At 63.9% G+C, this 12,110-nt stretch carries 11 protein-coding genes and 1 tRNA gene; 8 read left to right on the top strand and 4 right to left on the bottom strand.

Annotated elements, in window-relative coordinates; genetic code table 11:
• Positions 1-4: 4 nt before the first annotated feature.
• Both U4960_RS12385 and U4960_RS12390 read left to right on the top strand, forming a co-directional pair.
• Entirely contained in the window at positions 5-931 is a 927-nt protein-coding gene (locus U4960_RS12385; protein WP_324260939.1) for an HpcH/HpaI aldolase/citrate lyase family protein, read from the top strand.
• A 72-nt stretch (positions 932-1,003) separates the two neighbouring features.
• Positions 1,004-1,417 (top strand): holin family protein, encoded by a 414-nt coding sequence (locus tag U4960_RS12390; RefSeq protein WP_324260940.1) that lies wholly within the window; start codon positions 1,004-1,006, stop codon positions 1,415-1,417.
• Positions 1,418-1,440: 23 nt separating this feature from the next.
• Here the strand turns inward: U4960_RS12390 and U4960_RS12395 are convergent, their stop codons facing one another.
• Together U4960_RS12395 and U4960_RS12400 are read right to left on the bottom strand one after the other, a co-directional pair.
• A complete protein-coding gene (locus U4960_RS12395; protein WP_324260941.1) occupies positions 1,441-2,874 on the bottom strand; it encodes a DEAD/DEAH box helicase in 1,434 nt (477 codons plus the stop codon).
• A 132-nt stretch (positions 2,875-3,006) separates the two neighbouring features.
• Positions 3,007-3,564, bottom strand: coding sequence for a hypothetical protein (locus U4960_RS12400; RefSeq protein WP_324260942.1), 558 nt, complete (start codon positions 3,562-3,564; stop codon positions 3,007-3,009).
• Between the two features lie 152 nt (positions 3,565-3,716).
• Here U4960_RS12400 and U4960_RS12405 point away from each other — a divergent pair, with 152 nt between their 5' ends.
• Together U4960_RS12405 and U4960_RS12410 are read left to right on the top strand one after the other, a co-directional pair.
• On the top strand, positions 3,717-5,165 hold the full coding sequence (locus U4960_RS12405; RefSeq protein WP_324260943.1) for an FAD-binding oxidoreductase: 1,449 nt from the start codon (positions 3,717-3,719) through the stop codon (positions 5,163-5,165).
• Between the two features lie 64 nt (positions 5,166-5,229).
• Positions 5,230-6,024, top strand: a complete 795-nt coding sequence (locus tag U4960_RS12410) for a SapC family protein (protein WP_324260944.1) — start codon at positions 5,230-5,232, stop codon at positions 6,022-6,024.
• A 190-nt stretch (positions 6,025-6,214) separates the two neighbouring features.
• Here the strand turns inward: U4960_RS12410 and U4960_RS12415 are convergent, their stop codons facing one another.
• Positions 6,215-7,174 carry an N-formylglutamate amidohydrolase gene (locus U4960_RS12415; protein WP_324260945.1) on the bottom strand — a complete coding sequence of 320 codons (960 nt, stop codon included), beginning with the start codon at positions 7,172-7,174 and terminating at the stop codon, positions 6,215-6,217.
• 150 nt (positions 7,175-7,324) lie between these two features.
• On the opposite strand from U4960_RS12415, the gene cpdR reads away from it, so the two are divergent.
• Positions 7,325-7,705 carry a cell cycle two-component system response regulator CpdR gene (gene cpdR, locus U4960_RS12420; RefSeq protein WP_324260946.1) on the top strand — a complete coding sequence of 127 codons (381 nt, stop codon included), beginning with the start codon at positions 7,325-7,327 and terminating at the stop codon, positions 7,703-7,705.
• A 73-nt stretch (positions 7,706-7,778) separates the two neighbouring features.
• Positions 7,779-7,853: transfer RNA gene (locus U4960_RS12425), tRNA-Val, on the top strand.
• Positions 7,854-7,942: 89 nt separating this feature from the next.
• On the opposite strand, the gene U4960_RS12430 is transcribed toward U4960_RS12425, so the two are convergent.
• Positions 7,943-9,331, bottom strand: a complete 1,389-nt coding sequence (locus U4960_RS12430; RefSeq protein ID WP_324260947.1) for a DcaP family trimeric outer membrane transporter — start codon at positions 9,329-9,331, stop codon at positions 7,943-7,945.
• A 145-nt stretch (positions 9,332-9,476) separates the two neighbouring features.
• On the opposite strand from U4960_RS12430, the gene acs reads away from it, so the two are divergent.
• Both acs and U4960_RS12440 read left to right on the top strand, forming a co-directional pair.
• Positions 9,477-11,402 carry an acetate--CoA ligase gene (gene acs, locus U4960_RS12435; protein WP_324260948.1) on the top strand — a complete coding sequence of 642 codons (1,926 nt, stop codon included), beginning with the start codon at positions 9,477-9,479 and terminating at the stop codon, positions 11,400-11,402.
• 4 nt (positions 11,403-11,406) lie between these two features.
• The gene (locus tag U4960_RS12440) at positions 11,407-12,042 is read left to right on the top strand and encodes a response regulator transcription factor (protein ID WP_324260949.1); all 636 of its coding nucleotides are present in this window, start codon (positions 11,407-11,409) and stop codon (positions 12,040-12,042) included.
• Positions 12,043-12,110 lie beyond the last annotated feature (68 nt).

The raw sequence follows: 12,110 nt of genomic DNA on the forward strand, positions 1-12,110 counted from the left end.
CGAGATGCCTGACACCGCCGCCCTGCCCCATGCTCTGCCCGATACCTTGCCGCGGATGCGCAGCTGGCTGTTCGCGCCCGGCGACAGCGAGCGCAAGATGGCCAAGGCCGCCGATGGTGAAGCCGACATTGTCCTGCTCGATCTGGAAGACTCGGTTCTGCCCGAAGCGAAGCCCGCCGCACGCGAGGCGGTGGCCGCGTTTCTGGCCAGCCGAACCGATTCTGCGCGTCTGTGGGTTCGGATCAACCCGCTGGCCGGAGGCGAGACGGCGGCCGATCTTGAAGCTATCATGGCTGCGGCCCCTGGCGGCCTGTTCCTGCCCAAGGCTGAAGGCAGCACTGACATTGCAACGCTCGACGCCATGCTCACTGTACTGGAGGAGCGCCATGGCCTCGCTCACGGCTGCACCCGGGTCGCAGCGCTGGTGACGGAAACGCCGCGCGCGATGTTCCTGTGTGGAGACTATGCCGGGGATTATCCCGGCTCACAGCGCCTGGTGGCGATGAGCTGGGGCGCAGAAGATTTGTCTTCGGCGCTCGGCGCCCGGGTCCAGCATCGCGCTGACGGCAGCTATATGCCGACTTACGAGCTGGCCCGCAGCCTGTGCCTGCTCGGCGCCGTTGCGGCCGGCGTTACTCCGGTCGAAACCGTAATGCCCGATTTCCGAGACCTCGACCGGCTGCGCGAACGGGCACTGATGGTCCGCAGCCAGGGCTACCGCGGGATGCTGGCGATCCACCCGGCGCAGGTGCCGGTGATCAACGCCGCGTTCACTCCCTCTGACGAGGAAGTGGCCCATGCCCGCGCCGTGGTAAGGGCCTTTGCCGAGAACCCCGGCAAGGGCACGGTGGCGCTTGATGGGGCGATGGTCGACATTCCGCACCTCAAGCTCGCCCGCGCCTTGCTGGCCGACGCCGGACTGGCGGAATAGGCACTATTCCTTTTCCTACATGAACCGATTTGGTTATCCATCGGCGCGACTCGCATAGCTGGAGCGCGGACCATGGCCCTGATCGAATCGCTTATCGGACCCATCGCCTCGATCATCGACAAGGTGATTCCGGACAAGGAAGCGCGGGCCAGGGCCAAGCTCGAACTGCTGGCGCTGGAAGGGACGCAGGAGCTCAAGCAGATCGAGGTCCGTCTGGCGGCGATCGTCGCGGAAGCCAGTTCCGCCGATCCCTGGACCAGCCGCGCCCGCCCCAGCTTTCTCTACGTAATGTATACGCTGCTGCTGTTTGCCATCCCGATGGGGTTGCTGGCGGCCTTCAATCCTGCGGTGGCCGGCGAAATCGCCAAGGGCATGAACGCATATCTGAACGGCCTGCCGGAACCGCTCTATGCGTTGTTCGGCACCGGCTATCTCGGCTACACCGCCGCGCGGCAATGGGGCAAGGTGAAGGGCGTCGAGCGGTAAGACTCTAGAGGGACGAAGCCCTCTTAACGGAATCCCACATCCAGAAAACCAGGCTTTGGCCCGTTCCATTCCCCGGCGGGAACCGGCGCATCGTCTTCGTCGCGGTAACGGCGCGGACGATCGGCAGCCTGTTCCGCCCTTGAGCTGCGCTCAGGCCGGGGAGCCCGTTCCTGCCGGTCGGCCCGTTCCGGTCGCGGCTTGCGCTCGCCACGTTCCGGCCGAGCCTTGCGCGGGCGCTCCTCGCGCGGCTCCTCTGGCTGCGGCCGATCTTCGCGGCTGCGCGCTTCGCGGCGGGGCTTTTCTTCCGCTGCGACCTCGGGCACGGTCAGTTCGACCCGCACGTCTTTCTTGCCGAACACCGGGATCTGGGCCCCGGTCAGCTTTTCGACGTTGGCAATCGCCTCACCATCTTCTTCGGCCACAAAGGTGAAGGCGCGGCCCTTGGCACCGGCGCGCCCGGTCCGGCCGATCCGGTGGACATAGTCGTCGGGATGCCAAGGCGTGTCGAAGTTGAACACGTGGCTGACGCCCTTGATGTCCAGCCCGCGCGCTGCAACGTCGGATGCAACCAGGATCGTCACCTCGCCCGCCTTGAAGCGGGCCAGTTCCTTCAGGCGGCTGGACTGATCCATGTCACCGTGAATCTCGCTGCTGGCGAAACTATGGCTCTGCAGGCTCTTGTTGATCTCGCGCACCGTCGTCTTGCGGTTGGCAAAAATGATTGCCGTCTCGACCAGGTCGTTGCGAAGCAGCCAGCGCAGCGTGTCACGCTTGTCGCGTGCCTTCACCGGCACTTTGAAAGCAGTGATGTCCGCATTGGTGCTGGCCGCACGGCTGACTTCGATCCGCTTGGGATTGGTCAGGAACTTCTTGGACAGCTTTTCGATCGGCGGCGGCATCGTGGCCGAAAACAGCATCGTCTGGCGTGTTTCAGGCAGCTTCGAGCAGATGAATTCGATATCGGGAATGAACCCCATGTCGAGCATCCGGTCCGCCTCGTCGATCACCAGCAATTCGCAACCGTTCAGCAGGATCTTGCCCCGTTCAAACAGGTCCATCAACCGGCCGGGGGTTGCGATCAGAACGTCGACGCCGTCAGACAGGGCCTTGAGCTGGTCCCCCATCTGCACGCCGCCAATCAGCAGGGCCATCTTGAGATCGTGGTTCTGTCCGTACTTCTCGAAGTTCTCCGCAACTTGGGCTGCAAGCTCACGGGTGGGCTCCAGGATCAGGCTGCGCGGCATCAGAGCGCGGCGGCGGCCGTTGGAGAGGATGTCGATCATCGGCAGGACGAAGCTGGCCGTCTTGCCTGTGCCCGTCTGGGCAATGCCGATGATGTCTTTCATCATCAGGACTGGGGGAATTGCTTCGGCCTGGATCGCGGTCGGCACGGTATAGCCGGCGTCATTGACGGCCTTGAGCAATTCATCGGAGAGGCCGAGGTCGGCGAAAGTCATATCTGGCAAGGGTATCCGTTCAGGAAATCGCCGCCGAAGCGGCTGCGCGCAGCCGAGCGTTCGCAGCTGCACAATCGCTGCCGCCCATGCGCGCCGAAGCACGGATTGTCAAGGTTGGCGCGTGTTTGAACGCTAGTCGTCGGCGACCAGCCAGTTGATCTCTTTCATCTCGCAGTTGGCCCCCGTGCGCGAACGCAGGATGTCGCGATCTACGCACAACATCCCGTCTGCGCGCGGCTCTACGTAAAAGCCGGAATAGAAGTCCTGGGCCCGGCAGGTCTTCTTCATGCGAACGGTCATGACCCTCTGGTCGCGCAGATAGAGCAGCAGGCGATTGTCACTGGTCGACTGCACAGCCCGGATGGAACGCAGCGGCACACACCGGCCTGCATCGCGTTCGTCCATATCGCGCAAGTCGATCCGCGGCGCGTCAGGCATGAGGCTCTGGCGGGGAGAAGTTCTGATCGGCGAAATGCGAATGGTCACCCGCTGCTCGATCCGCACCTGGTTCTGCAGCGGCGTTGCAGCCATTGATTCGATGATTTGCCAGCCGAGAGCCGGTTCGGCACCTCGCACCGCTTCTTCGGCACCACTTTTTTCCGGAAGCAGGTGCACGGGCACGTCATCCTGCACCGCGGGAGCGGGCAGCAAAAGTGCGAGCGGAGCAACATAGAAAAGGACATTGGGCATGGGCCCGAATTGTGCCTCCCTGGCGTGGGGCCAGTAACGACTGGTCTTCGGTGGCTGGCCTAGCAGCCCGGCTTGAACGGACGCTTAATCTCCTTCACCAACCATGCAAGTGCTGGCGCACCCCGCGTCCGCTGTGGCATAGCCATTGCACCATGGCTGAACCCACCCTGTTCCTCGTCGAGGTAGTCCATTTGCTCGGCCCGCGCGGCTGGACGCGCGACGAAGATCTGGTCTTGCCCTGGCTGACCGACTGGAGAGGCCGCTATACCGGTCGCGCCCTAGGCCTGGCCTCGCCGGCATCCACGGCTGAGGTAGCCGCACTGGTGCGCCTATGTGCATCCCATAATGTCCCGATCGTCCCGCAAGGCGGCAACAGCGGCATGTCAGGCGGCGCCACGCCGGACGATAGCGGCACGGCAATCATCCTGTCCCTGCGCAGGATGAACGCAATCCGCTCGATCGACGGCGAAGCCGGACAGGCGGTTTGCGAGGCAGGGGTGATCCTGCAAACGCTGCATGATGCTGCGGCTGCGCACCGGATGCGTTTTCCGCTTACGCTGGGCGGCAAAGGATCGGCCACTGTCGGAGGACTGGTTTCGACCAATGCCGGGGGCACTCAGGTCCTGCGGCACGGAACAATGCGCGCCCAGGTGCTCGGGCTGGAGGCAGTCCTCGCCGACGGCACCGTGCTCGATACCCTCACCCCGCTGCGCAAAGACAACCGCGGGTTCGATCTCAAACAGTTACTGATCGGTTCGGAAGGCACGCTCGGCATAGTCACCGCTGCCACCCTGCGCCTGGTGCCGGAAGTGACCGGGCGGACGGTTCTGTGGGCGGGTCTTGGTTCGATTCCCGATGCCCGGCGCTTGCTCGCTCTGGCCGAGAAGCAGGTGCCCGATGCGCTCGAAGGCTTCGAGGTCATGCCGGCGCATTGCCTTGATTCCGTGCTGGACTACCTGCCCGATGCGCGCGCACCGCTGGCGGGCGAGCACGCCTGGCACGCCCTGATAGAACTCGTCGCCACGGGAAAGGATTCGGAAGGCCTGGCGGAAAAGGCCGAACAGCTGTTGGTGGCGGGCCTGGAGGCCGGTCTGGTAGAAGACGCCACGATTGCCGCCAGCGAGAGCCAGGCCGAACAGTTCTGGCTGCTGCGGGATTCGGCCGCTCCGGCAGAACGGGCGATCGGCCCTGCCATGCAGCACGATATCTCCGTTCCGGTTGAACGGATGGCTGATTTCGTGGAGGCCTCCGTACCCGCAGTGGAGACGCGCTTTCCCGGTTGCCGCGCCGTTGGCTTCGGGCATCTCGGCGATGGCAATATCCATTTCCACGTGCTCGCACCAGCGGGTGCTGCACGCGGTGCATGGGAAGAGAGCGACGGCAAGAAAATCAGCCGGTTCGTGCATGATCTTGTGACGGAATGGAACGGATCGATCAGCGCAGAGCACGGCATCGGGCAGATGAAACGGGACGAACTGGGGCGTCTGGGTGATCCGGTGGCGCTGGCGACGATGCGGGCAGTAAAGGCCGCCCTCGACCCCCAGGGTCTGCTCAATCCCGGCAAGCTGGTGCCGCTTGCGCCCGAGGGAACAAGCCCGTAAAGCGCGCGCTTCGCGCGGGTGGCGTGCTACCCGAACCGACATTCCTGACCGACCGGAGAGACCCATGGCAAGCGCGCCGCAGCCCAACCTGCCCCTGTTCTACAACGACCTCATGCCGCTCAACAGCCGCGATCATGCGAAGTATCGTAGCTCGTCGATGGACCACGCCAAGTGGTTGATCAACGTTCACGCGATCCCGCTGACCGTGGACGAATTCGTTCAGGCGCAGCGTGATTTCCCGATCGTGTTCTCGTCCGGCGACAACCCCCTGCCGCTGGCGCTGATGGGCCTGAATGAAGGCGTGAACACCTTCGTCGACGCGGATGGCAAGATCACCGATCCGGTCTACCTGCCCGCCTATATCCGTCGTTATCCGTTCCTCCTGGCGAAGCTTCGCCCGGACACGGAAGAGCTCTCGCTCTGCTTCGACCCGACTTCGGATATCCTGGGCGAGGACAAGGAAGGTGAAGAACTCTTCACGGAAAACGCCGAGCCGACTGATGCCACCAAGCGGGTGCTTGAGTTCTGCCAGCACTTCGAAGAAGCGGGTCAGCGGACCAAGGTGTTCATCGACGAGCTGAAAAAGCATGACCTGCTGATGGAAGGCGAAATGGCCATCACCACTCAGGCCGATGGCACCAATCCTTATGTCTATCGCGGTTTTCAGATGATCAACGAGCAGAAGCTGCGCGACGTGCGCGGCGACGTTCTGCGCGGATGGAACCAGAACGGCATGCTGGCGCTGATTTACGCCCACCTGATGTCGCTCGACCTTATGCGCGCGGTCTTCGCCCGTCAGCAGCAGCAGGGCAAGGGCCCGCAACTGCCCAATGCGGCTGCGCCTGCGACCGCGCAGTAAGTCATCGAGGCCGATCACAGCCGGTTTTTCGGGCGGGCCCGTTAGCCCGCTTGAAACCGGCGCGCATCGATCCTAAATTCCCGGGGTCCGGTGCGCGTCTCCCCTCATGGCGCACCCGGATTGGTGCATTTCGATGCACCACCTCCCTGAACCTTGGCCACCTCGTGCTTGTTTGCACGAGGTGGTTTTTTCATTCCGCGGCGAGCGGAACAGTCCGGTCCCGCCCGAGCACGGCGACCGCCGCAGCCAGTTCCCTGACCAGCCCCTCGATCAGCCGCGCGACTGAGCCGAGCCGGGCGGACGGTTCCGCAAGTCGCGCGTCCAGGTAGGTGGAGCGGCATACCTCGATCTGGATACAGTGAATGCCACGCTGCGGCTGGGCGTGGCGATCCAGCACATAACCGCCGGCATAAGGCCGATTGAGTGCGCAGGGTCGCCCGTTCCTGGCAAAGAAGGAACTGGCACGTGCGGTGAGCGAAACGTGGCAGCTGGCACCGAAGCGATCGCCGATCACGAATTCCGGCGCCGGCTCATCGGGAAAACGAGCCTTCAACGGCGGCATCGAGTGGAGGTCTATCAGCAGGGCTGCGCCCCAGCGGTCACGCAGGGATTCCAGCGCCAGACCCAGCGCCTGGTGATAGGGCCGGTGCACCGTCTCCATCCGCCGCTGGACTTCCTGGTGGGCAAGCCGTGTTTTCCATATCTCGCCGAGCCCGGCAAGCCTGCGCGGGACGAGCCCCAGCCCGCCGCGCGAACGCCTGCTCGCCGAAAGATGCCGCCCGGGACGAGCCGGGCCATCAGCCACCATGTCCCAGTCGATATCGTCGGGTGATCGATTGAGGTCGATCACTGCGCGCGGCGCATCGGCAAGCAACAGACCGGCCCCGGTCCGCGTTGCGACCTCGTGTGCCACCCGGTCAATCAACCGGTCTTCCAGGCGAAGGATCGACCAGGCAGGATCACGCATGGCCTCAAGCACATCCTGCGGATAGCAGCGCCCGGCATGGGGTGCGGCAATGAGCACGGGCAAGGGGCAGCCGCAAGCCTCGAACAACCGGAAAGCTGCCACCTCGGTGCCGGGAGTCAGCCCCCCGGGGGTGCATTCGAACGCATACTGCGAATCGTCGGCGGAAGAGTGCGGCTGCTCCATCGGGCTCCAACGCTGGCGGCAAAACGCCAAGGTGTCAAAAACAGGGTTCCTGCCAAAGTCACTTCACCCCTCGGCTGACCTGTCTCATTGCAGGGCAATAGCGATCACGCCAAAGAATTGTTAAGTGCAAGCGGGTATGGACAGCCACCTATGAGCACCTCTTCACCCCGAATCCTGCTGGCCGAAGACGACCAGGCCATGCGCAGCTATATCGAGCGCGCACTCCAGAACGCCGGTTATGAAGTCACGGCGGTCGATCGCGGGACCGAGGCTCTGCCCTTGCTGGAAGCGCAACACTTCGACCTGCTTCTGTCGGATATCGTCATGCCGGAAATGGACGGCATCGAACTGGCCCAGCGATGCGCAGAGGTCAGCCCGGCGACCAAAGTGATGTTCATCACGGGCTTCGCTGCCGTGACCCTGAAAGCGAGCCGCGAGCAGCCCCGCGCCAAGGTTCTGTCCAAGCCGTTTCACCTGCGCGATCTGGTGCTGGAAGTGGAGCGGGTGTTCGCCGATCAGGCCGCAGCCTGAAACAGCGCTTGCGCGCACCGGCATGGCTCGCTAATGGGCGCGCCTGCCACGCGAGTGGCTGATCCGATGGACCGGGCGTATAGCTCAGTGGTAGAGCACTATGTTGACATCGTAGGGGTCGCAAGTTCAATCCTTGCTACGCCCACCATCGAACTCTCGTGAAAACGAACAAAGCCCGCCGGTAACGGCGGGCTTTGCGTTTCGGGGACGCGAAAAAGCGACCAGCCGCAATTCGGTTCAGAACGAATATTTGGTCGACAGCTGGACCTTCTGCAGGTTGCCGGAGCGGCCATCCTCCAGTGTCCGTTCTGCGTACATGTACTCGATCCCGATATCGAACGGCTTGACCGGCGACCAGATCAGGTTCGCCAGCGCATTCCAGCTCTCGTCGGTCACCAGATTGCCGGTCAGCACCACCGGGTTGTCAGCCTTGAAATAGGATCCGGCCACGGTCGAGCGCAGGTTGCCGCTCCAGAAATGGCGATAGGCGGCAAACCCCGACCAGGTCGCAATCGGGTCGAGATCGCCCGCCAGTTCGAGCGCTGCGTCGTTGACAATGTTGATCCCGATATAGCGTCCCAACCCTTTGCCTGCGGTTGCCATCAGGCGAAGATCGTCTTTCGGCCCGATGTTGATCTTGCCCGACAGACTCAGGCCATAGCCTAGCGCGCTCTGCTTGCCCGTGCCGAAATCGTCGTTGCTGATCCGCAGGTTGCGCAGGATGCCAGCTGCCGTGAAAGAGCCCCGCTTGCCCGCCAGGTTATAGCGCGCCACCACATCGGGTAGGGTGTCATCACCGGCCACGACCCGTCCGCCGGTACGCGAGGTCACGGTGGTTTCAGATTGCTCGACCGCCAACTGCAAACCACCCCTGGTGTACCGGATCATCGGCTGGCGCACGAACACCGTACCCGGCGTGGTACCGATAAAGTCGAGACTGTCAGGCAGTGCGCCAACGTCCTGGAAGGTCGACCAGGCCTGGCCGAACAGCCAGTTATCGTAGGTGATGAACGCCTGCCGCATACGGGGGACGCAGCTGTTCGACACCCGCTCATCGCCACCATCGGTCACCATGAAGTCGAGTTCGATATGCGAATTGAGCGTGTGCTCGGCCCCGACGTCGGTTGCAGTCTTGAGGATGAAACGCGACTGGCGGGCACTGAAGTCCTGATCCCAGCCTGATGATGTCCCGCCGACCGGGATCGCGCCCGGAATCAGGAAATCGCGAGTGAAGGCACTGGTCGGCAATTGCCCGCCGCTGGTGCGCTGGGCGATGGCGTCCATCTTGACATAGCCGGCATAGGCCACGGTTGTATTGCCGACGCGGAACCCCTTGTCTTCCTGCTTTTTCGGCGCATCGATCTGAGCGGCCAGCTCCTGCTGACGCACCTGCATCGCACGGGTGTCCGCCAGCGCCTGCTGCGTCATGGCGATCGTTTCGGCTTGCTGGGCGTCGATGTTGCCTTGTTGTGCATCAAGCCGGGTGACCAGTCCTTCGACGAGGCGTTCGAGCCGGGCGAGCCGGTCCTCGATGCTGCTGTCCTGTGCGGCGGCGGGTGCTGCGGTCATGCAGGTGGCTGCCAGCAGGAATGCCCGCGCCAAGCTGCGCGAAACGCGAAGTGCCATCCGATTTCTCCCCTCGTCCGTTATCGTGGGGAATGTGCCTGCAAGCGCGCCCTGCGCCCATCTAGCCGATGGTCTTACGACGTTTGTCTGAAGGCGTTATGGTGGCAAAAGGCGCTATGACAGGCGCGAAAGGGAGACTTGCCAGATGAGCGACTTTGTCCGCCGCCCCGCCACTGACCGCGCCACCGGCTGCACCGCCGCGCAGTACGATGCCCTCTATCAGCGCTCGATCGAGGATCCGGACGGTTTCTGGCTGGAACAGGCGCAGCGACTCGACTGGAGCAAGTCGCCTACCCAGGGTGGTAACTGGTCCTACGATCCGGTCGACATCCAGTGGTTTGCCGATGGCGAGCTCAACCTGTGCCACAACGCGGTCGACCGCCATCTCGCCAGCCGGGGCGAGACGACCGCCCTTATCTTCGAACCGGACGACCCGGCGTCGCCCGGTCGCAGCCTCACCTACCGCGAGCTCCACGGCGAAGTGGTGCGCATGGCCAATGCCCTCAAGGCACTGGGCGTGCAGAAAGGCGACCGGGTCACGATCTACATGCCCATGATCGTCGAGGGGGTCCTGGCAATGCTCGCTTGCGCAAGGCTGGGCGCAATCCACTCGGTGGTGTTCGGCGGTTTCTCGCCCGAGGCACTGGCTGGGCGGATCATTGACTGCGGAAGCCGCTTTGTCGTCACTGCTGACACCGGCCTGCGCGGCGGCAAGACGGTGCCGCTCAAGGCCAACGTTGATGACGCGCTGGCCCATGACGGGATCGGGGTCGATGGTGTGCTGGTGGTGAGGCACACCGGCGCCGATGTGCCGATGATCGAAGGGCGTGATCACTGGTTCCACGATCTTGCCAGCGATGCCCCCTGCCCGTGCGAGCCGATGAATGCGGAAGACCCATTGTTCATCCTCTACACCTCCGGTTCGACCGGGAAGCCCAAGGGCGTGCTCCACACCACCGGCGGCTATGGCGTCTGGACCGCGACAACCTTTGCCTACATCTTCGATTACCAGCCGGGCGAAGTGTTCTGGTGCACCGCCGATATCGGCTGGGTCACCGGGCACAGCTACATTGTCTACGGTCCGCTCATGAACGGGGCGACCGCAGTCGTGTTCGAAGGCGTGCCCAATTACCCGGACCATGGGCGGTTCTGGGACGTGGTCGACAAACACCAGGTCAACATCCTCTACACAGCGCCGACTGCGATCCGCGCCCTGATGCGCGAAGGCGACCACTTCGTGCGCTCCCGCAGCCGCAAATCGATCCGGCTGCTCGGCACTGTCGGGGAGCCGATCAATCCGGAAGCCTGGCGCTGGTATTTCGATGTGGTGGGCGAAGGCCGCTGCCCGATCATCGACACCTGGTGGCAAACCGAAACCGGCGGCACCATGATCACCACCCTGCCCGGCGCGCACGACATGAAGCCGGGCAGCGCCGGCCTTCCGTTCTTCGGCGTGCGCCCCCAGCTCGTCGACGGTGAAGGCGCAGTGCTGGACGGCGCGACCGACGGCAACTTGTGCATCACCCACAGCTGGCCGGGCCAGGCGCGAACCGTCTATGGCGATCACGAACGCTTCGCCCAGACCTACTTCAGCACGTACCCGGGCAAGTATTTCACCGGTGACGGCTGCCGCCGCGATGCTGACGGTTACTACTGGATCACCGGCCGCGTTGACGACGTTATCAACGTCTCCGGTCATCGCATGGGCACGGCCGAAGTCGAAAGCGCGCTGGTGCTGCACACGCTGGTGGCAGAGGCGGCGGTGGTCGGGTACCCGCACGACATCAAGGGGCAAGGCATCTACTGTTACGTTACGCTCAACGCTGGCGAGGACGGTTCCGACGCCCTGCTGGCCGAGCTCAAGCAGCACGTGCGCAAGGAAATCGGCCCGATCGCCACGCCCGACCATATCCAGTTCACCGACGGCCTGCCCAAGACCCGTTCCGGCAAGATCATGCGCCGGATCCTGCGCAAGATCGCTGAGAACGATTTCGGGTCATTGGGAGACACCTCGACCCTGGCCGACCCTTCACTCGTGGAACGGCTGGTCGAAGGGCGGAAAGACGGCTGAACCTATGGCTGCCCGGATCATCATCGCTGACGACCACCCGCTGTTCCGCAGCGCCCTGGGGCATGCGGTCTGCAAGGTGTGGCCGGAAGCGGAGGTGGTGGAGGCCGGTTCGGCAGGCGCGGCGCGTGCCGCGCTGGCGGACGGTGCGGAAGCCCTGCTGCTTGACCTTCATATGGAGGATTCGCACGGCCTCACCGTGCTGATGGACCTGCGGCAGGACTATCCCGCCCTCCCCATCGTGATCGTCTCTGCCAGCGAGGAACCGCGGGTCTATGCCGCTGCCAGCCAGCTGGGCGCGGCGGCGTTCATCCCCAAGTCGGCGAGCCTCGACGACATGCGCGGCGCGCTCGCGGCCGTACGCGAAGGGGACAGCTGGTTTCCTGAAACCGATGTCGATGCGGACGATGATCTTGCCCGCATGGCCAGCCTCACCCCGGCCCAGCGCCGTATCCTTGGGCAGATGCGCGCAGGCCTGCTCAACAAGCAGATCGCCTGGGAACTCGAGATCAGCGAAGCGACGGTGAAGGCCCACATCACTGCCATTTTCCGCAAGCTGGGGGTGGTCAGCCGGACCCAGGCAGTGCTGCTGGCGACCAAGCTCGACGTCGATCAACCAGCGGCCGACGCCGCCGCATCCTGAGCACCGGAACGCCGGCCCCGCGCCACGGCATCCGAGATCAGCGCCCGCAGGGATGCCGGTGATGACGG

Origin of the sequence: Altererythrobacter sp. H2, assembly GCF_035319885.1 — a bacterium.
Lineage (GTDB): Bacteria > Pseudomonadota > Alphaproteobacteria > Sphingomonadales > Sphingomonadaceae > 34-65-8.